Genomic DNA, 20,209 nt, shown 5'->3' with positions numbered 1-20,209 from the left:
ATGCCCCGTCCCGCCGCGCGGCCGCGCCGGCCCCGGGCGATGCTGCCGGCGATGTTGCTGGCGATGCTGCTGGCGACGCTGTGGGCGCTGCCCGCCGCCGCCGACCACGACTATCTGGGCCCGGTGACCCATGCCCCCACCCGCAAGGAATGCGGCACCTGCCACATGGCCTTCCAGCCCGGGCTGCTGCCCGCCGCGAGCTGGCAGCGGGTCATGGCCGGGCTCGACCGGCATTTCGGCGAGGATGCCAGCCTGCCGGCGCCGGTCGCCGCCGACATCGAGCGGTATCTGGTGACGCATGCCGGCGGCCGTCGCGTCGATGCCAGCCGCGACCGCATCACCGAACAGCCCTGGTTCCAGCGCAAGCACCGGCGGATCACCCCCGCCACGCTGGCGCGCCCGGACATCCGTACCGCCTCCAACTGCACGGCCTGCCACCCCGACGCGGAACGCGGCCTGTACGACGACGACTGAAGACAGGACGACTGCACAAAGGGCACGGCCGGGGGGCGGGACCACCCGCCCCCCGGCCGTGTCGCGTCGCAGGCCGGCCGGGAATGGCAATCGATGATGTAGAGGAATGTTGCGGAAAGCCAAAATATTGTTTGGCCCGAAACAACATAGCCTTGCATTCATGCACTTCGCATGCGAAACGTTGACACACTTGATAAATCGAAGTGGAAGAACTCCTCCGCGGCTCCCGGAACATGCCCCGCTCCCCATGCACCCGGGCGGAACGTCGGCAATTCGGGACCGGCGCTTCGGCAGGCAGAACTGAGGCCAGTCCACCCGGTCCGCGGGCGGCCGGGTGCAGGAGTGACGGATGGGCTGGCAAGGCGTGCCGGTGGTTCTTTCCAGGCTTGACCTGACGGGCCGGACCCTGTTGCGCGACACGGTCGGGAAACTGCGGGCCGGAAGGCTGCGGCTGTCCCGGCCCGGCAAGCCGGCACCGCGGGAGGACCGGGGCGCGCTGTGGCGTGCCCTGATCGGCGGGGCGCTCGGCCTGATCATCGCCGCCGCCACCGGGATCTACCTGGCCCAGCAGCGCGAGGAATTGCTGAGCGACACCGGGCGCGAGATGCAAAACCTGGCGCTGGCGGTGGGCAACTGGGCCGAGGACAGTTTCCGCACCATCGACCTGGTCACGGCCGAGCTCGCCGCCTGGATCCGGGCCGAGGGCATCGACACGCCGCAGGAATTCCACGAACGGTTGCGCACCCGCGCGGCGCACACGGGGCTGCGGGCGCGCATCGCGGCGCTGCCGCGGGTCCACGAGCTGATGGTCGTCGACGCCGACGGGCGAATGGTCGCCACCTCCGCCGCCTGGCCCCCGCCGGACGCGACGCTGGCGGGGCAGGAGGTGCTGGAGGCGTTGCGCGAGCGGCCCGGCCCCGACACCGTCCTCGGCACCCCGGTGCGGGACCGGGAGGGGCACTGGGCCGTGCCGTTCTCCCGCTGGGTCGGCGATGCGGACGGCACCCTGCTCGGGGCCGTCGTCGTCATCATCGACCTTGGCTTCTTCGAGGATTTCTTCGCCCGCCTGACCCAGGGACCGGGCAGCACGGTGGCACTGTATCGCCGCGACGGCATGCTGCTGGTGCGCTATCCGCGCCTGGAGCACCTCATTGCCACCTCCTTCGGCGAGACCGCGAAGTTCCGCCAGGGGCTGACGGTCGGGCCGAGCAGCGCCGTCCGGGGGCCCAGCCTGCTGGATGGCGTCGAGCGCATCAGCGGGGTGCGGGTCGGCACGATCACCCCGCTGGTGCTGGTGACCAGCCGCACCCTCGAGGACGTGCTGGCGCCCTGGCGCCGCGACGCCTGGCATTTCGGCCTGGGCGTGCTGCTGCTGGAGGCGCTCACGCTGGGGGCGGTGCTGCTGGCCAACCGGCTCGCCTCCGCGCGGCAGCGCGAGCGCAACGCCCGCGCCCTGGAATACCGCATGGCGCTCGATGCCGTCTTCGCCAACGCCACCGCGGGGCTGGTCGAGGCCGACACCGCCACCGGGCGGTTCCTGCGCGTCAACCGCCGCTACTGCGAGCTGACCGGCCGCACCGAGGCCGAGCTGTGCCGGGGCATGACGCCCTTCGACGTCGTGCATCCGGCGGACCGCAACCGGGTGCTGGCGTTCTGGCGGGCCGCCCAGGTCAATGCCAGTCGCTTCGACGCGGAGCTGCGCTATCTCCGCCCGGACGGGACGGTGGTGTGGGGACGCGTCAGCGTCGGCATCTCCGCCCGCGGCCCGGGCGGCAAGCCGCTGCGCCATATCGGCATCGTGCAGGACATCACCGCGCTGCGCGCCGCCACCGAGCGGCTGCGTGCCAGCGAGGGGCTGCTGCGCCTGGGCATGGAGACCAGCCGGATCGGCACCTACATCCACGACCTGACCACCGGCGCCATTTCCTGCGACGCCGGGGTGCGGGCCCTGCACGGGCTGCCGGCCGGCGAGGCGCCGATCTCGCTGCGGAGCTGGCTTGCGACCCTGCTGCCGGTGGATCGCCGGCGCGTGCTGGCGGCCATCGCCGACGCCCTGGTCCGGCGACGGCCCGACCTGACCCTGGCCTACCGCATCCGCCGCCCCGGCGAGAGCAAGCTGCGCCACATCGAGCTGCGCACCCATTTCAGCTACGACGCGAACGGGCGCCCGGTGAGCGACATCGGCGCGGTGATCGACGTCACCGACAGCCGCGAGGCCGAGGCGCTGCTGCGCCTGAGCCTGGAAGCCGGCCATATCGGCATCTTCCACCACGATTTCGTCACCGACCTCGTGCATTGCAGCCCGGAGGCGCGGGCCATGATCGGCCTGCCCGCCGGGGAGGCGCCGCTGACGGCCGCGCAATGGTGGGGCCCGATGCTGCCCGAGGACCAGGAGAACCTGCGCGCCATCATCGCCGACAGCATCGGGCAGCACGCGCCGAAAGGCATCTCGACCTTCCGCGCCCGCCACCTCGGCGATGGCCGGCTGCGCCATTTCGAGGCCCGCGTCCGCTGGGAGTACGACGAGACGGGACAGCCGCTCGGCGCGCTCGGCGTGATCATCGACGTCACCGAGCGGCGCGAGGCGGAGGCGCATATCGCCCATCTCGCCCGCCACGACCCGCTGACCGGCCTGCCCAACCGGGCGCTGTTCCACGAGCGGCTGCAGGAGGCGCTGGCACGGGCGCAGCGCGGCGAGGGCTTCGCGGTGCTGCTGATCGACCTCGACCGCTTCAAGGAAGTCAACGACACGCTCGGCCACCCGGTGGGGGATGCGCTGCTGCGCGCCGTCACCGGGCGGCTGCTGGCGGAGCTGCGCGAGACCGACACGCTGGCCCGGCTCGGCGGCGACGAATTCGCCATCATCCAGTCGGACGTGGCCCAGCCGAAGGCGACCCTGCCGCTGGCCCGCCGCCTGGTCGAGATGCTCGGCCACCCCTTCGAACTGGACGGCCATCAGGTGGTCATCGGCAGCAGCATCGGCATCGCGCTGGCCCCCGTCGACGGGCGCGACGCCGACCGGCTGGTCAAGGCCGCCGACCTCGCGCTGTATCGCGCCAAGGAAGAAGGCCGCGGCCGCTGGCGCTTCTTCGAGCCCGGCATGGACGCGCACATGCAGCGCCGCCGCGCCCTGGAACTCGACCTGCGCCGGGCGCTGCAGGCGGGCGAATTCGCGCTGTTCTACCAGCCGGTGGTCGATGCCGCCTCGCGCCGGATCAGCGGGCTGGAAGCGCTGCTGCGCTGGCAGCATCCCGGGCGCGGCCTCGTGCTGCCCGCCGCCTTCATGCCGCTGGCCGAGGAGATCGGGCTGATCGTCCCGATCGGCGAATGGGTGCTGGCGCGCGCCTGCGCCGATGCCGCCGGCTGGCCGGGCCGGCTGCGGGTGGCGGTGAACCTCTCGCCCGCGCAGTTCGCCCATCGCGGCCTGATCGATGCCGTCGCCGCCGCGCTGGAACGATCCAGACTCGATCCGGCGCGGCTGGAGCTGGAAATCACCGAGACGGTGATGCTGCAGGAGACCGAAGCGACGCTGGCCACGCTGCACCGGCTGAAGTCGCTGGGCGTGCGCATCGTCATGGATGATTTCGGCACCGGCTATTCCAGCCTGAGCTACCTGCGGCGCTTTCCCTTCGACAAGGTCAAGATCGACCGCAGCTTCACCCGCGAGCTGGAACAGTCCCGCCAGAGCCACGCCATCGTCCGCGCCGTCGCCGACATGTGCAGCGCGCTCAGCGTGATCACCACCGCCGAAGGCGTGGAGACGGAAGCGCAATTGCAGACGCTGCTGCTGGACGGCTGCGACGAGGCCCAGGGCAACCTGTTCAGCCGCCCCCTGCCCGCCGACGAGATCCCCTTCCTGCTGGAACAGGCCCGCCTGTCGGCATGAGGGGCGCGCGGCACGCAACCGTCCCTTATGGCAGCCTGCCGGGGCGTCACGCCATATACATACAATTGTATTGAAGCTTCGGCGGCAGACCGCGACACCGGTGGCTTGAACAGGAGCCAGCGCAATGATCGCCAATGACCCGGCCTCGCCGCAATCCGATCCGGTCCGTGCCGTCGCGATCGCCCGGTTCCGGATGGCCCTGCACGAGGCGGGCGCGACCTGGGCGACGGCGGTGGCCAGGGAACATGGCACCGACCTGTCCGGCCTGTTGTCCCTGCCCCTGCCGAAGTTGCAGGCCCTGACCGCCAGGGCCCAGGCCGCCGCGTCCTGGGAGGAATAGGCCGCCCGCTCAGCCCCCGTGCCGGGCGGGAGGATCCCAGTTCCGGCGCGGCCTTTCGCCGGCGATGCCGAGATCGGCCAGCACGCAGGCGAGCGCAGCCAGCGGCCCGATGACCAGGCAGAACACCAGGAATTGCAGCCACAGGCTGCCGACCCCGTACAGCAGCAGGCCGCCGCCGAACATCATGCCCGCGAGCAGCACGGTTTTCAGCAGGCCCCGCAATTCGCTGCGGCCGGAAGGCGGATCATGATCGCACCGGCAGGCATCGGCATCCATGGCGAAGCCCGTCAGGCACCAGCGACAATCCCTGGTCTTGTGCGTTGCAGCGTCCATTGTCCGTTTCCCCCGTTTGCTGCGGGGTATTGGTGCACGCTTCCACGGCGGTCCCTGGGTAAACCCGCCGCGATGGTAGCGTTGCCGTCGCCGCCTGACCGCGATGTGACCGGTTTCCCTCCCTGCCCAAAATCACAGGACACCAATTATGGGAACGCAGTTACCTGCATGACCGAAACGGCGTAAGATCCGTCCTTTCGGACAGAAAGGCAGGCAAACCATGCGACGCGCCATCTTCCTCGCCATTTTCGTTGCGGCGGCGTTGGCGGCCGGCGCAGACGCCTCGGCCCATGGCCCGTCCGGGGGAAACTTCCCCCTGCCTCCGGCCCCCGGGTATCCCGGAGGCTTTCCCGGCGGCTTTCCCGGCTACGGCCCCTTCTTCCGCCCCCCCGAAATCGTTCTTCATGGGGGAATTCCTGCCGACATGATCTTCGGCCCCTCCCAACGGGCGCAAGGACCGGTGGCCGCGCCGCGGCCCGAAGCCCCAGTCTCGGCCCCGGCCAGCCGCTCCTTCCCCTTCGCCATCAGGTCGGCGCGCCCCCTGTTCACGCCGACGCTCGGCCCTGCCCCAGGCCCGCGCCGCAGCGTCTCCGGCCCGCAATGACGCCACCCGCGCGCACCGGATCACCGGGATCCAGCTTCGTTTTCCGCTGATCCCCCGGGCGTTCCGCCCCTCATACCAGCCTGCGACAGGTCTGACTTTCGCAGGCTGGCGTGGTCTTTGTCTGGCGCGCCGCCCTCGGCCAACCCGGGCGGTATCAGTGCTCCGTCGGCAGGCCGGCCTTGCGCCACCGGGCCGTCCCGCCCGCGAGCACGAGAATCTCCGAACGCAGTCCGGCGCCGAGCAGCACGTCCGCCGCCTTGAGCGCGCGCTTTCCATGCTCGCAGGCAATGACGATCCGGCGTCCTTCGGAGAGCAGGCCGGCCGCCTGCGCGGCGATCGCGCCCAGCGGGACATTGCGCGCCGAGGGCACGTGCCCGCCCAGGAACTCGCGCGGCTCACGCACGTCGAGCACCAGGTCATGGCTGGATTCCAGCTGCACCCAGAGTGCCTCCGGCTCGATTTCATGAACCACGCCGGATGCCGTGGCGGCGGTTGCGGACATGCAGGCCTCCATGCCCCGGACGAGCGGGGCGTTCATTTAGCGAAATGACAACGTATATAATAGATACTACCGGAACGCGAAATGCGCCAGCCACTTGATGGACGGCAGATCAACGCTTTTTAAATGTTGTTTTCGTGCCGCGCCGCCCTACCGCGTCACCTCGATCGGCAAGCGGGTCTCGGCCACCGCCGCGCCGGGAATGGCGCGGAAGCCGGCGGTGACCTGATCGAGCGCCTGCACGGGCAAGGGCTCCAGGTCCTGCCGCTTCAGCGCATCGGGCAGGCGCAGCCCGACCTCGTGGCCGGCGGCGAGGCACAGGATGGTTTCCCGGCTGCCGGCATGATCGAACCGGATCCGGAAGCCGCTCTGCCCGGCCGGCGGGACCGACACTGCCTGATTGGCCGGAATGAAGGCATCCGGCTGGAAGCGGTTGGGGAAGATCCGGGCGACCGTCCCCGACGCGTCCTGGTAGTAGCAATACACATAGGCATCGGCGTCCGGCTGGACCCGCAACGTGATGCTCTCGCCGACCCGGTAGGCCGGCTGCGGGCCGCGCCCGCTGTCGAGCCCGACCCGTGGCGGCAAGGCTGGAGAGGGCGGGGCCGGGGATTGCGCGGGCATGGCCGGATCGGGCGCGGGCGGCGCGGCGGCGGAGGGAACGGCTGCGGGCGCGCCGGAGGGGCGCTTGTCACTGGCCAGCAGCCGGTAATAGAGATCGAAATCGATGCGTCCCGTGGGAATCAGGTCGCTGTCGGCCTGGTAGTGCCCGATCGCGGCGGCAAGGTCGGCACCATCGCCGGCCAGATAACCTGCGCGGGCCAGCCCTGTCCGCACGAAGCGCTCGCGTTCGCCGCTGCCCATCAGGTCGAACCACTGCCGGGCCTCGGTGCGGAAGGCGGGGTTGGTGGCGTCGATGTGCAGGCATTCCCAGTACGGCACCCGGGCCAGCTTCCCGAGCACCTCGATGGTGGACAGATCGATCAGGTTGCGCACCGCCTGCGCATATCCCTCGGAACGATCGAGCGAGACGCTGAAGGTCAGCCCGGCCTTGCCGATCAGCCCGCCGGTGTCGACGCCCTTGCCGACCTGCACCACCGCGATCGTGTTGTTCGCGGAAATGCCCGGCAGGATCTGCCGCGTGACCAGCTTCCCGACATTGAGATCGACCGAGACGATCGAGATGATGCGGTCGGCCGAGGCCGCGATATCGAACCCCGGCATCGACACCGAGCCACCGACCGAAGACGCGAGTACGCCGCTGTCGAGTTGGGTGATGGCGCCGCGGACATAATAGCTTGGCGCCACGAAATCCGGGCTCAGGCCGAGCAGTTTGTGAAGCTCGTGCACGTCGATCTGGGTGGGGTCGAAGTCGACGAAGCGGAAGGCGTTGCTGCGGGCGGACATGTGCGAGACGGCGCTGATGAACATCTCCTTGGTGCCGGCGGCGATCAGCCCGGTCGCGTCGGGAATGCCGGCGGTGGTGATGAAGATGTCGCGCTTGCCGTTGGCTGCGAACATGTCGTCCATGCAGCGCAGCGCCTCGTTGAAGTTGCTGAGCGTGCGCACCGGCGCGGTGCGCGGCTGCGCGGCGTCGAGGGCCGCCTGCGGCCCGGCCTGGCAGGCCCCGAGCAGCAACGGCAGGGCCAGGCACAGGCGCGCCATCCGCTGCACGCCCCGGCGCGAGTGCCCCTGTGCGCCCCATCCCCACAGCCCAGGCTGCATCCTGCATTCCTTCCATGCCGGCATCGCGTCACCGCCCCACATCCTCTGGTTCGGGAACGGATCGACCGCATGAGAAATGACGCATCGTTCCGGTTCAAGCTATGAACCGCACAACATGCGGCCGGCGCAATCAGCCGAGGCGATGGAGATCAATCCGATAAGTTGCTTTTTATGTCTTGAAATTCCTCTTTCTTGAAAAATTCGGCATCCGGTATGTTCCACCGGGCGTTCGGCGATGCATGCGTGGGAGAGCGGGCATGGCTCCGGGGCGGGGCGAGTGGGAAAGCGTGCTGGCAGGGCATTTCCTGCTGCGGCATCTGCAGCCCGAGGAACTGCGCCGCCTTGTCGCCGGCCTGACCACGGCACGGCATGCGCGCGGGGCGACGATCTTCCAGAAAGGCGATCCCGGCGACAGCATGATGGCGGTGTTGCGCGGGCGGGTGAAGATCTGCACCATCTCCTCGGAAGGGCGGGAGCTGGTGCTCAACCTCATCGACCAGGGCAGTCTGTTCGGCGAGATCGCCTTGCTCGACGGCCGCCCGCGCACGGCCGATGCGGTGGCGATCGAGGATTGCGAGGTGCTGGTCCTGCCACGCAGCCGCTTCATGCCGTTCCTGATGGCCAGCCCCGAGCTGGTGGCGCGGCTGTTCTCCGTACTCTGCCAGCGCCTGCGCCAGACCAGCGCGCATCTGGAAGACACGCTGTTGCGCGACGCGCCCTCGCGGCTCGCCGGCGGATTGCTGCGGCTGAGCGAGACCTTCGGACGCCCGGGTGCGGGGGGGATGCTGCTCGACATCCGCCTCTCGCAACGCCAGATCGGCAACCTGATCGGCATCTCCCGCGAAAGCATCAACCACTATCTCGGGGAATGGCGGCAGGCCGGCCACATCGCGATCGAGGGCGGGATGATCACGATCCGCGATTGCCATGCGCTGGAGAGTATCGCGGCCCTGGATGCCTGACCCCATCCGGGCACACGCGGCCCTGTCTCACCACATGCCCCTGTCTCACCACAGGCCCCTCCCCCACATGTCTGTCATGGGCCAGCATCCGCGCCGCCACAGGCAGACAGGACCAGGAAAGGCAATGGCGGGGCCATAGAGAGCGGGCGACTGCCATCCGGGTGGCCAGCGCGGGATCACCGGGCGCAGGACGATGCCCGGCATGCCAGGCCCGTACCATCGCGCTGCCCCGCCACGCGCCACGGGCCGGGGATACCACGACCAGGCGGGAAGCGGGGATGCGAACAAGGACGGCGAGCAAAGCAACACCTCGCGGGCGCGCCCTGGGTGGCTGATCCGCACCCCGCCGCGCTCGGGCATGGCCTGTTCCGTCGGCCGCCTGTCTGCTTCTTTCACGACCGCCGCCGTGGCCGGTGCCGGCGGGATCCCACCACCGAGCAGGACGACGGCGATGGCGATCAGGCCCGGTCGTGCACGGCGGAGGCGCGGCATGGCAGGGTCCTCCCTCTCGGTCTGGGGGATCCAGCATAGGATGATGCGGCTTCCCCGGCTGTGAACCCGACCACAGCGCCGGCCCCGCACCGCGACCGGCGAAAAAACCGTTGCGCCTGTGGCCCGCTTCACAGCGGCCGCGGCGCGATCGGTCCAGGATCCCTGCCATCGAACGCATCACCGGTCCCGGCAGGGGCCGGCCGCAGACAGAACAGGGAAGGTCCCGACAATGCGCAGCATGTTCCTCTCCGGCTTCGCCGCTCTCGGCCTGATCGTCGCCATCGCCCCCCCGGCCGCGGCCCAGGATGTCGGCGGCATCTCGATCACCCGCGGCGGCGGCAACGTGAACACCGCCGCAGGGGTGCGGAGCCAGGCCGGCCAGGCAATCACCACGGTCGGCGGCGCGGCGTTCGGGCGGGGCCAGGCGATCACCAATGGCGGCTTCAACCGCAACGTGGCGGCCGGCGCGCTCAGCCTCGCGACACAGGATGTCACCACCACCGGCGGCACCGCCTACGGGCGTGGACGGGTGATCGCCAATGGCGGCCTGAACAGCAACGTCGCCCGCGGCTTCGGCAGCACCGCCAGCCAATCGGTCACCACCCTCGGCGGCACGGCGTTCGGTCGCGGCCAGTCCATCGCCAATGGCGGCTTCAACAGCAATCTCGCCGCCGGCCGGTTCTCGCAGGCCGACCAGCAGATCCTGACGATGGGCGGTGCCGCCGGGGCCGGGCGCACCCTCACCGCCGGTGGCGCCAACCGCAACGCCGCGCTCGGGCGCGGTTCCTACGCCGGCCAGCAGGTCGTGACGATCGGCGGGCAGTGACCCATCCCGACGGCCCTGTCCCCGCCCCGGCGCCAGGGCCGCATCCGGCCCGGACACGCAGAGGAATGCACGCAGTGGACACGAAGAGGAATGCGTCATGTTCCGTGCGATGACCGCCCTCGTCGCGCTCGGCCTGCTCGCCACCCCCGCCCCCCCGGCCACGGCGCAGGAAGCCGGCGGCGTGCGCCCGCGCGGGATCGGCATGGGGCCGGTCACGACGATGGAGCGGATCGGTTCCCTCGAACGCGGTTGCCCGCTTTCGAAAACTAATGTCGCGGTCGGGGTGAACCGTGCCCTCGCCACCGGCGCGCAGGCCCGCCAGCAACTGGTATCGCAGGACACAGGCTGCCGCCCCCTGGTCAGCACCCAGGTGACGGCCGGGGTCAATCTCGGGCTCGGCAACGGCTCGGTCGCCGAGCAGAGCATCAGTGCCCGCATGCCATCCGGCCTGCTCGGCTCCACCAATGTCGTTCGCGGCGTCAATATCGGCGCCGGGACACGCACGGCGGCGACCCAGCGCCTGCTCGGCCAGATCGGCCGTTGAGACCATGCCGCCGGTGATGTTCCAGAGGAGGCATTCATGACGGCCTGCTTGCGCGTTCTCTGCCTCGTGCTGCCCGCCGCGTTGGCCCTGCCGCCTGCCACGACGGCGACGTCGCTGCGCTGCAGCGCGGTCAACGGCAACGTGAACTGCGTGGGATCGGGTGGCGTGAGCTGCCAGACCATCAACGGCCGCACCGTCTGCGCGAGCGGCGACGGCGCCGTGGTCCAGTCCTTCGGCACGACAGGCGGCCAGGGCCGGCTGCAGCCCCGCGACACCGATGCGGATGCCGATGACGCGGGACCGGACATCGACGACCAGGACGGGCCGCCGACGCCCCCGCCACCGCGGCGCGACCGGCCCTGGACGCCACGGCTCGACAGGACCCCACTGCCGCCACGCTGATCTCACCTTGCCGCGACGCCCGCTGATCCCGCCTGGAGATTCATCCGATGTGCCGGCTGCCGATCACCATCCTTGCCTGCCTCGCCATGGCCCTTCCCGCCGCCGCGCAGGAAACCGGCGGGCTGTCCCTGGGCCGGTCGCTGCCCTTCAGCCCGATGACCATCACAGCGCGCGACGTGCAGCAGGCCCACGCGGCCACCCTGCGTGGCCAGCGCCACCAGGGGATGATCACGCGGGTGCGCGGGGATGCGGGCTACCTGGCCGGCTTCAGCTTCGGCGTACCGCTCGCGGCCAGCGTGCAGCCGCGTGGCGGCGACGGGGGCGTCGCCTTCGGCCGGCCACGTCCGCGCATCGTGGTCAACCGCTTCGAGGGACCGGTCGCGATCACCGAAGGCAGCGGCAACGTCATCCAACTGCAGCAGGGGATCTCCGGCAGCGGCCCGGTCGCGTTGCAGCAGGTCACCAACGGGCAGCCGACCCCCGGAAGCATCGTCAACGTCGTCGATCCCTCCGGAAACGTGGTGCAGCGGACGGGACGGGCGCGGTCTGCCGGCCAATGAGACAGTGGCCCGGATGATGCGCCCGGCCAGGGCAGAAACGACAACGGCCGGGGAGCTACCCCGGCCGGGACCGATCCTGCCGGGCCGAAACGACCCGGAAGCACGTCTTCTTGCCAGATGCTGATCAGGCGGTTGGCGGAGCCCGTGCACAGAAAACATGCGCCCGCATCCGTTCCGCTGTCAACCGAAAGCTCGGGCCGATGCGGGGACGGAGGACAGGGCCTGCCCGCGCCGCATGTATTGTTCCCATGCCGGTGCGTTTCCCCGTCCCCGCCCCCCGCACCACGGCTATCATCACGACGGCGCAAGGAAGGAGATCGCGGGATGACCACCCGACACGGCCGCCCCGGGCCGGCGAGGCTGCCGATATTGCTCGTGGCGGCCGCCACGCTTGCGGGCATGCCGGCGGCCCGGTTGCACGCCGGACAGATGGTCACCTTCGACCAGCCGCCGAGCGTCCAGGACCTGGCCACCGCCCTGGGGATTCGTCTGCCGTCGAGAACGCGCTCCATCGTCCTCACGCCCCCCGAGGCCGCCGCCCCCGCCCGCCCCACCCGCCCGGCGCAACCGGCCCAGGCCGCCGCGGCACCGCCGGCCGAGCCCTCACCGCGCCAGGACATCGAACGCGCCGTCGGCATCCGCATCCCGTTCGATCTCAACTCCGCGGCGATCCAACCGAGGCTGCTGGACTTCATCCGGCCGGTCGCGGACCTGCTGGCGCAACTGCCGCAGATGGAGCTGGTCATCGAAGGCCACACCGATTCGACCGGTTCGCGCGGCTACAACATGCAACTCTCCCAACGCCGGGCGATCGCGGTGCGGGACGCCCTGGTCGCGCAATACGGCATCGCCGCCAGTCGCCTCAGCGCCGTGGGCAAGGGGCCGACCCGGCCGCTGCTGCAGGATGATCCGGCCAACGGCGCCAACCGCAGGGTCGAGTTCCGGTTCCGCAATATCTGACGCCGGGGCGCGCAAGGATCCGCGCGCCGGCCGCCATTCCCTCCGTCACTGCACCCGCAGCGTCAGCTCCGCCTTCAGCGCCGGCCGCCCGTCGAAGCCGCTGAACACGGCATCGGGATCCGTCGCCAGCGGGCCGGACACCAGATGCGACCATTCCGGCCAGCGGTCGCGATCGGTCAACCAGCAGGTGATCCACGTGGTTCCCGCCACGCCCGCCCGCAGTTGCGGACCGGATGGCCCGCCCGGGATGGACAACGCCACCCCGGCCCGCAACGGCGCGCTTTCTGCCCCGCCGCCCCTGGGCAGGATCGGCACGACGCTGCGATCGTCGGAACGGGCAAGGCAATAGAGGAAGCCATCGATGTCCGCCTGCGCCTGCAACCGGATCGACTCCCCCGGCCGATAGCTCGGGCTGCGGCCGCGCGTGCTGGTCAGCCAGAGTTCGGGTGGGATCGTCGCGCGCGCGAGCTGGCGCAGCCGGGCATCGAACTGCTCCTGGCAGCCTGCCAGCACCCCGGCGGCGATCCAGGCCGTCTCCGACACGAAATCCTGATCGAGCCTCCGCAGGCCGATGGTGGCCTGTGGCACGCCATTGGCGGTGAAGGCGAAGCGATCGCCGTCGCGGATCGGCACATCGTCGGGCCAATCGATCTGTTCGGCATTCCCCGGCCAGGCGAGCGCCCGCTGGCCGGTGCGGAACTGCAGCCGGTAGGCCCTGCCGTCATCCGGCGGGCGGCCGATCCGCACCGGGTCGGCGCGACCGAGGCAATAGGTCGCCGATCGTCGCGGATCGATCCGCACGATCCCCGGCCCGCCGGCCCGCCATGTCCGGGTGCCGCCGATCACCGTGGCATCCACGCCCTGCAGCCGGAACAGGTCGGCGAGGGTGAAGGCATCCAGCTTGTCTTCCGGCCGCTGCACCCGTTCGAGCGATCCCGTGAACGGCCCGCGCAACCTCAGCATCTGGCCGGAGCGGAACAGCAGGGTCATGCTCGCCCCGTCCGGCAGGACGAGCACGGCGGTGGCGGCGATCACCATCCCGGGCCGGTAGCCGGGCGCGGTAGTGCCCAGCAGCACTGCTTCTTCCGCCCGCGCGGCGCGCCCCGCCCCCGCCAGCAGCAGGAACAGCGCCAGCGCCCCGAGGGATGCGACACGACACCCGCGCCGGCGGGGATGCCGGGCCACGGCCCAGGGAAAATGACCCACCGGCAACCCACCGCAAAGTTGCAGGACAATCGTGACTCTTCACCCTTTTGAACAGGGCTCGTTCAATGAAACGTTTGATAAATACAATAAAGAACAGCGTCAAGATTTTGCCGCGATCCGGATATCCGGACGGGATCCTCCCCGCAGGCCCGGCCGCCCGAAGTGATCAGCCGGCCAGCACGTCGACGGTGACGCGCTCGGTGAAGCGGGCCGGATCGGTGCCCGGCTTCAGCACGCCGGTCTCCTTCAGCCCCTGGGCGTGATAGAGCACGTGCCGGCGCAGCGCCGCGCCGGTGACCGCCAGTTGCTCGGTGTGCGGATAGCCGGCGATCATCTCCCCGAGTTCCTCGGGCTTCGCCTGCTTGGGCGAGAATTGCTGCGCCGAGGCCACCGCGGCCGGATTGTCGCGCCCCACCAACAACGCCGCCTCGGTCAGCGCGCGGGTCAGCGCGGCGGCGACCGGCCGCCGCTCGCGGATCAGGCGCCCGCTCAGCAGCAGGCCGCAACAGGCATGGTTCGCCAGCTCGCCGCTGCCGTTGGCGGCCAGCACGAACAGCTTCCCCCGGCTGCGCCGCACCGCGTAATAGGCGTTCGGATCGACATCGGCGAAGGCATCGATCTCGCCCTTCTCCGCCGCGATCGCGAACACGTCGGAGGGGAACTGTCGCCAGGTGATGCTGTCGAGCGGCACGCCGTTGCGCTGCAGGTGGATCTCGAACAGCATCTTCATCGGGCTGCCGAGATCGGCCATGCCGATGCGCTTGCCGCGCAGATCCTGCAACGTGCCGATGCCGGCCTCGCGCGAGGCCACCAGGAAGAAGCAGCCGGCATGCAGCCCCGCGGTCAGGCGGGCATCGAACCCCGCCTCCAGCGGCTTCATGAAGCGCAGCAGGAAATGCGAGGTGGCATCGGCCTTGCCCATCGCCAGCGCCTCCAGGATCGGCGCGATGTCACCGCCGGCCTGCAGGAATTCCACCTCCAGCCCGTTGCGCTCGAACAGCCCCTCGCGCTGCGCGACCCCGATCGCCACCAGGCACAGCGCCGCCTGGAACCAGACGAAGGTGATCTTCTCGCGCTTCGTCACCAACGCCGGCGCGGCCAGTGCCGGCGCGGCGGGGACCAGCACGGGCAACAGCCCCGCCGCGCCGCGCAGCAGCGCACGCCGCCCCGTGAATGGAATCCGGCTGTCGCTGCCTGGCGAAATCCCGGTCATCGTGCTGCCTCGTGATCGAGCGGAAAAGCTCCGGTCCCTGGCCACGCATTCGCGCAAGGGGGGCCGAACGACGGGTCGCATCCTGATCGTGCGGACCGGCAATTTCATACATTCCAGAATCGGAGTCAATCGCTTTACACGTTCATAATATGTGTTTTCGATCCAGTCTCGCGCCATGGGCGACATTCACCACGGTCATTCGTGCGCATTTATGATTGACCACTCATGTTGATCGTTTAATCTGACACCGACCGTCGGCGCCACTCCCGTTCCGCGCCGGCCGCCACGCGACGGCAGTGGCAGTCCCCACACCCACCGCCCCCGCGCCGACCCGCACTGCAAGGACCCCTGCCCCATGTCTCAAGCCATTTTGCCGTCCGGCCGCGCCACGCCCGCCACACCGCAACAGGCCGCCGGCACGGGCTGCCCCGCCTGCGACGCCGAATGCGCCAATTCCTGCTACAACGACGCCATCCGCTACCTTGGCGCCTCCATCGCCATCGCGCCCGATGACTGCGGCGGCTGCGGCGCCTGCATCAGCGCCTGCCCGCATGGCTGGATCACCCTGGCCGACGGCATCGCCAGTTTCCGCCCCCGCTGATCCCCTTCCCCCCGTCCCCGGATCCCGCCATGCCCGACAGCCTTCCCGCCTCCCCGCAGGCCCTGCACGAGGCCCTGGCGACCGCCGTGCTCGAGCTCGACGAAGCGCTCACCGTGCAACTGGCCGAACAGGTCATCGCCCGCGGCCTCGATGCCTGGACCGCCATCGAGGAAGGGCTGATCGCCGGCATGAACCGCGCCGGCACGCTGTTCGATGAAGAGGAGTATTTCGTCCCGGAACTGCTGATCGCCTCGGATGCCATGTATGCCGGGCTCGCGGTGCTGCGCCCGCATATCCGCAATGAACAGGCCGGGCATGGGCGGCGCGTGGTGATCGGCGTGGTGCAGGGCGACACCCACGACATCGGCAAGAACCTCGTGCGCATCATGCTGGAAGCCGCGGGCTTCGAGGTGTTCGACCTCGGCCGCGACGTGCCGGCGCAGAATTTCATCGATCGTGCCGTGGAAGTCCGCGCCGACCTGATCGCGCTGTCCACGCTGATGACCACCACCATGGAGCAGATGGCGCAGGTGGTGCGGCTGCTGGAAGCCGGCCACATCCGGGAACGCTTCAAGGTAATCGTCGGCGGCGCGCCGATCTCCCAGCATTTCGCCGAGCGCATCGGCGCCGATGGCTACGCCCCCCGCGCCGCGCAGGCGGTGCAACTGGCACGGCGGCTGACCGGCCTGGTCGCCGCCGCCTGATCCCCCCACCCGGGAGAGCCGCCACGATGCATGACCTGGCCCCGAAGGAACGCCTCGACCGGGTGCTGTCCGGCCGGACGGTCGACCGTCCGCCGGTGATCTGCACCGGCGGCATGATGAACGCCGCCGTGGTGGGCGTGATGGAGGAAAAGGACGCGCCACGCCTGCCGGCGGCGCATTTCTCCGCCGAGGCCATGGCGACGCTGGCCGGACGCGTGCACGAAGCGACCGGATTCGAGAATATCGGCGTGCCCTTCTGCATGACCGTCGAACCCGAGGTGCTGGGCAGCCGCATCGATCCCGGCACGCTCGCCTGCGAACCGAAGATCGCCGCCGAGGCGCACGCCTCCTGCACCGAGGTCGAGGTGCAGGACGTGCGCCGGCTGGTGCAGAGCGGGCGCATCGGCACGGTGGTGCAGGCGGCCTGGCATCTGCGCCGCCGTCATCCCGACATCCCGGTGATCGCCAGCCTCTCCGGCCCGGTCAGCACCGCCGCGGCGGTGGTCGATCCGCTGGGGTTCCTCAAGGAATTGCGCACACGGCCCCGCGAGGCCCATCGCGTGCTCGACTACGTCACCCGCCTGCTGGTGGCCTACGCCGAAGCCGTGAGCGAGGCCGGCGCCGACGTCATCGCCATCGGCGATCCCACCGCCACCGGCGAGATCCTCGGCCCGACGCTGTTCCGCGGTTTCGCTGTGCGCTACATCAACCAGCTCTGTGACGCCGTGCATGCGCGCGGGCTGCCGGTGATCGTGCATATCTGCGGCGACATGAGCCGCAGCCGCGCCGCGCTCGCCGAGATCCGGGCCGATGCCATCAGCGTCGATGCCAAGGTCAGCCTGCCGCGGCTGAAGCAGGATTTCCCGGGCATCACCACCATGGGCAATGTCAGCACCGCGCTGCTGGAATTCGGCGACCCCGGCAAGGTGGCACGCAATACCGAGCACCTGGTGCGCGACGGCGTCAACATCATCGCTCCTGCCTGCGGACTTTCCACCTCGACCGGGCTTGCCAACATCCAGGCCCTCACCGGCGTGGTGAAATCCGTGCGGACCGCCTGAGCCATGCCGGTCGTCACCTTCTCCCCCGCCGGACTCCATGCCGAGATCGCCCCCGGCGACAGCCTGCTCGATGCCGCGCGGCGGGCACGGGTGCGGCTGGAGGCGCCATGCAACGGATCGGGCACCTGCGGCAAGTGCCGGGTGCAGCTCACCCCGGCCAGCCGCGCGCGGGCGCGCCTCGTCACCACGCGCGACCTCACGCCCACGCAACTGTCGGACGGCTGGGTGCTGCTGTGCGGCACCCTCGCCGAGGGCGACCTGGAGGTGGTGCTGCCCGGCGCCGGGGAGCGCGGCCTGCGCATCCTGGAAGACGGCGTGCGCCGCGACCTGCCGCTGCGCCCGCCGCTCGACAAGCAGTTCGATCCGGTGCGCCGCGTCACCATGGTGACGCTGGAAGGCCGTCCGCTCGCCGAGGAACCGGGCGACAGCACCACCCGCAGCTACGGCGTGGCGGTGGATGTCGGCACCACCACGCTGGTCGCCTCGCTGCTCGATCTCGGCACCGGGGCGCGGGTGGGTGCGGCCTCGGCGCTCAATCCGCAGGTGCGGCATGGCCAGGACGTGCTCTCGCGCGTGCAGTTCGCCAGCCGGCCGGACGGCCTGGCCCGGCTGCACGGCGAGCTGACCGCCGAGATCGATCGCCTGATCGGCCTGCTCGCCGCCGAGGCGCGCATCCCGCGCCGGCGCATCTACGAAGTGGTGGTTGCCGGCAACACCTGCATGATGCACCTCGTCGCCGCCGTCAGCCCGGAATCGCTCGGCCGCTTCCCCTACACCCCGGCACTGAAAGGCGACGAGCACCGCCCCGCCGCGGATCTCGGCCTGCGCGTCGCCGGGTGCGGACAGGTCTATTTCCCGCCGCTGATCTCCGGTTTCGTCGGCGCCGACATCACCGCGGGGCTGCTCGCCACCGACCTCGCCGCGTGGCCCGGCACCACGCTGTTCGTCGACATCGGCACCAACGGCGAAATGGTGCTGGCGCGCGACGGCCGGCTGCAGGCCACCTCCACTGCCGCCGGTCCTGCCTTTGAAGGCATGAACATCACCTGCGGCATGCGCGCCGCCGCCGGCGCGATCGAGCGGGTGCGCCATGTCGGCGACGACATCGCCATCGCCACTATCGACGACGCCGCCCCGGCCGGGCTGTGCGGCAGCGGCCTGCTGGACGCGGTGGCGGCAATGGTGGAGCTGGGCGTGGTCGACGGGTCCGGCCGGCTGGCGCGCGATCCCGCCGCGCTGCCGCCGCCGCTGCGCGCCCGCCTGCGCCCGCGCGCGGTGCGGCCGGCCTTCTTCCTCGCCGACGAGGTCTGGCTCAGCCAGGGCGACATCCGCCAGGTGCAACTGGCCAAGGCGGCGGTGCGCGCCGGCATCGACACGCTGCTGCGCCGCAACGGCCTGGTCGCCGCCGATCTCGACCGCGCTTTGGTGGCCGGCTCCTTCGGCGCCCATGTCAGCCCGCACAGCCTGATCGCGCTCGGCCTGTTCCCGCCCGAACTCGAAGGCCGCATCACGCATGTCGGCAACACCGCGCGCACCGGCGCCGAGGCGCTGCTGCTCAATGCCGAGGCCCGCGCCGCGCTGCGCGCCGTCACCGCCAGGATTGAATCGGTGGAGCTGGCCACCGACCCGCATTTCACCGACAGCTTCGTCCGCGCCATGGCCTTTCCCGCGCCCCGCCGCCCTCCGCCCATCCCCGCCGCGGCGGGGATCACCCTGGTCGAGGATCCGCATGAGCGATACCACCTTCCCCGCCGATACCCTGACGCCGAAGCAACGGATGGCGGCGCTGGCCGCCGGCAGGCCCTTTGACCGCATCCCCTGCGTGCCGATGCTCTCCGAGCACGCGGCGCTGGTGCTGGGGGTAAGCACGGCGGAGTACAACCGCTCGGGATCGCTGCTGGCGCGCGGCCAGATCGCCGCCTATCGCCGCTATGGCCATGACTCGGTGGGCGTCGGGCCGGGCTCGACCGGGCTGGTGGAAGCGGCCGGCAGCAAGGTGGTGTTGCCGGAAGCGAGCACGCCCTATGTCGCCGAGTACGTCGTGACCGAAAAATCCGACCTCGACCGCCTTGCCTTGCCCGATCCCCGCCGCGACGGACGGCTGCCGCACTACCTGGAGGCGTTGGCCCGGCTGGTCGACGAACTCGGCGACGAGGTGCCGGTCTCGGCCGGGGTGGGCGGGCCGGTCAGCACCGCGAGCAACCTGCGCAGCCCGGACCGGTTTTTGCGCGACCTGCGCACCGATCCGGACTTCGCCCACCGGCTGCTGGAGTTCGCGCTGTCGCTGATCCTGGCCTTCGTGCGCGAGGCGGCGAAGCTGCCGGTCGGCTTCACCATCACCGACCCGATGTCCTCGGGCAGCCTGATCAGCCCGGCGCTGTATCGGGATTTCGCCTTTCCCTACCAGCAACGCCTGATCGACGGCATCGTCGCCGCCTCCGGCCGGCGGCCGGTGCTGCATGTCTGCGGCAACAGCACGCGCAACTGGCAGGCCATGGCGGAAACCGGCGCCGGCGCTCTCTCGCTCGACGACGTCATCGACCTCGCAGAGGCCCGGCGGCAGGTGGGCGACCGGATCACGCTGACCGGCAATATCCGCCCCACCGCCACGATGCTGCTCGGCACGCCACGGACCGTGGAGGACAACGTCAAGGAATGCCTGCGCCAAGCCTGGGATACGCCGAAGGGCTTCGTCCTGGCCATGGGCTGCGGCCTGCCGATCCGCACGCCCCCTGAAAACCTGCACGCCCTGGTCGCGGCAGCCCGGCGCTACGGGCAATGGCCCTACGACCCGGAACGCTTCGCCGCCTGAAGGAC

The 20,209-nt window shown here is 70.5% G+C and carries 20 protein-coding genes; 14 read left to right on the top strand and 6 right to left on the bottom strand.

Annotated elements, in window-relative coordinates; translation table 11 throughout:
• From NBY65_RS17910 to NBY65_RS17900, 3 genes are all read left to right on the top strand, one after another.
• Complete coding sequence (locus NBY65_RS17910; protein ID WP_239002943.1) at positions 1-474, top strand: diheme cytochrome c; 474 nt, start codon at positions 1-3, stop codon at positions 472-474.
• A 349-nt stretch (positions 475-823) separates the two neighbouring features.
• Positions 824-4,360, top strand: coding sequence for a bifunctional diguanylate cyclase/phosphodiesterase (locus NBY65_RS17905; RefSeq protein WP_150043032.1), 3,537 nt, complete (start codon positions 824-826; stop codon positions 4,358-4,360).
• A 124-nt stretch (positions 4,361-4,484) separates the two neighbouring features.
• Positions 4,485-4,700, top strand: coding sequence for a hypothetical protein (locus tag NBY65_RS17900; protein ID WP_150043033.1), 216 nt, complete (start codon positions 4,485-4,487; stop codon positions 4,698-4,700).
• Between the two features lie 9 nt (positions 4,701-4,709).
• On the opposite strand, the gene NBY65_RS17895 is transcribed toward NBY65_RS17900, so the two are convergent.
• From NBY65_RS17895 to NBY65_RS17885, 3 genes are all read right to left on the bottom strand, one after another.
• Positions 4,710-5,033 (bottom strand): hypothetical protein, encoded by a 324-nt coding sequence (locus NBY65_RS17895; protein WP_150043034.1) that lies wholly within the window; start codon positions 5,031-5,033, stop codon positions 4,710-4,712.
• Positions 5,034-5,791: 758 nt separating this feature from the next.
• Complete coding sequence (locus NBY65_RS17890; protein ID WP_162530733.1) at positions 5,792-6,139, bottom strand: rhodanese-like domain-containing protein; 348 nt, start codon at positions 6,137-6,139, stop codon at positions 5,792-5,794.
• Positions 6,140-6,286: 147 nt separating this feature from the next.
• On the bottom strand, positions 6,287-7,861 hold the full coding sequence (locus NBY65_RS17885; protein WP_150043036.1) for a DUF4384 domain-containing protein: 1,575 nt from the start codon (positions 7,859-7,861) through the stop codon (positions 6,287-6,289).
• Between the two features lie 257 nt (positions 7,862-8,118).
• On the opposite strand from NBY65_RS17885, the gene NBY65_RS17880 reads away from it, so the two are divergent.
• Positions 8,119-8,823 carry a Crp/Fnr family transcriptional regulator gene (locus tag NBY65_RS17880; RefSeq protein WP_162530734.1) on the top strand — a complete coding sequence of 235 codons (705 nt, stop codon included), beginning with the start codon at positions 8,119-8,121 and terminating at the stop codon, positions 8,821-8,823.
• 45 nt (positions 8,824-8,868) lie between these two features.
• Here NBY65_RS17880 and NBY65_RS17875 read toward each other — a convergent pair whose 3' ends face one another.
• Positions 8,869-9,315 carry a hypothetical protein gene (locus NBY65_RS17875; RefSeq protein WP_150043038.1) on the bottom strand — a complete coding sequence of 149 codons (447 nt, stop codon included), beginning with the start codon at positions 9,313-9,315 and terminating at the stop codon, positions 8,869-8,871.
• Between the two features lie 229 nt (positions 9,316-9,544).
• Here NBY65_RS17875 and NBY65_RS17870 point away from each other — a divergent pair, with 229 nt between their 5' ends.
• From NBY65_RS17870 to NBY65_RS17850, 5 genes are all read left to right on the top strand, one after another.
• Positions 9,545-10,141, top strand: coding sequence for a hypothetical protein (locus tag NBY65_RS17870; RefSeq protein WP_150043039.1), 597 nt, complete (start codon positions 9,545-9,547; stop codon positions 10,139-10,141).
• Between the two features lie 97 nt (positions 10,142-10,238).
• A complete protein-coding gene (locus NBY65_RS17865; protein WP_150043040.1) occupies positions 10,239-10,685 on the top strand; it encodes a hypothetical protein in 447 nt (148 codons plus the stop codon).
• 36 nt (positions 10,686-10,721) lie between these two features.
• On the top strand, positions 10,722-11,087 hold the full coding sequence (locus tag NBY65_RS17860) for a hypothetical protein (RefSeq protein ID WP_150043041.1): 366 nt from the start codon (positions 10,722-10,724) through the stop codon (positions 11,085-11,087).
• 47 nt (positions 11,088-11,134) lie between these two features.
• Positions 11,135-11,647: a hypothetical protein gene (locus NBY65_RS17855; RefSeq protein ID WP_150043042.1), complete on the top strand. Its 513-nt coding sequence runs from the start codon at positions 11,135-11,137 to the stop codon at positions 11,645-11,647.
• Positions 11,648-11,971: 324 nt separating this feature from the next.
• Positions 11,972-12,607, top strand: a complete 636-nt coding sequence (locus tag NBY65_RS17850; RefSeq protein ID WP_162530735.1) for an OmpA family protein — start codon at positions 11,972-11,974, stop codon at positions 12,605-12,607.
• A 45-nt stretch (positions 12,608-12,652) separates the two neighbouring features.
• Here the strand turns inward: NBY65_RS17850 and NBY65_RS17845 are convergent, their stop codons facing one another.
• Positions 12,653-13,813, bottom strand: coding sequence for a DUF4384 domain-containing protein (locus tag NBY65_RS17845; protein ID WP_150043044.1), 1,161 nt, complete (start codon positions 13,811-13,813; stop codon positions 12,653-12,655).
• Between the two features lie 166 nt (positions 13,814-13,979).
• The gene (locus NBY65_RS17840; RefSeq protein ID WP_150043045.1) at positions 13,980-15,026 is read right to left on the bottom strand and encodes an ABC transporter substrate-binding protein; all 1,047 of its coding nucleotides are present in this window, start codon (positions 15,024-15,026) and stop codon (positions 13,980-13,982) included.
• A 355-nt stretch (positions 15,027-15,381) separates the two neighbouring features.
• Here NBY65_RS17840 and NBY65_RS17835 point away from each other — a divergent pair, with 355 nt between their 5' ends.
• The 5 genes from NBY65_RS17835 to NBY65_RS17815 are packed head-to-tail and all read left to right on the top strand — an operon-like array spanning position 15,382 to position 20,204.
• Complete coding sequence (locus NBY65_RS17835) at positions 15,382-15,627, top strand: 4Fe-4S binding protein (protein ID WP_150043046.1); 246 nt, start codon at positions 15,382-15,384, stop codon at positions 15,625-15,627.
• A 29-nt stretch (positions 15,628-15,656) separates the two neighbouring features.
• A complete protein-coding gene (locus NBY65_RS17830; protein WP_150043047.1) occupies positions 15,657-16,331 on the top strand; it encodes a corrinoid protein in 675 nt (224 codons plus the stop codon).
• 26 nt (positions 16,332-16,357) lie between these two features.
• On the top strand, positions 16,358-17,392 hold the full coding sequence (locus NBY65_RS17825) for a uroporphyrinogen decarboxylase family protein (RefSeq protein WP_150043048.1): 1,035 nt from the start codon (positions 16,358-16,360) through the stop codon (positions 17,390-17,392).
• 3 nt (positions 17,393-17,395) lie between these two features.
• Entirely contained in the window at positions 17,396-19,201 is a 1,806-nt protein-coding gene (locus NBY65_RS17820) for an ASKHA domain-containing protein (protein ID WP_150043049.1), read from the top strand.
• Complete coding sequence (locus NBY65_RS17815; RefSeq protein WP_150043050.1) at positions 19,122-20,204, top strand: uroporphyrinogen decarboxylase family protein; 1,083 nt, start codon at positions 19,122-19,124, stop codon at positions 20,202-20,204. Before NBY65_RS17820 ends, NBY65_RS17815 begins: the two co-directional genes overlap by 80 nt.
• The last annotated feature ends 5 nt before the right edge of the window (positions 20,205-20,209 follow it).

Origin of the sequence: Rhodovastum atsumiense (assembly GCF_937425535.1) — a bacterium.
GTDB lineage: Bacteria > Pseudomonadota > Alphaproteobacteria > Acetobacterales > Acetobacteraceae > Rhodovastum > Rhodovastum atsumiense.
This window is presented reverse-complemented; position numbering and strand designations above follow the sequence as displayed.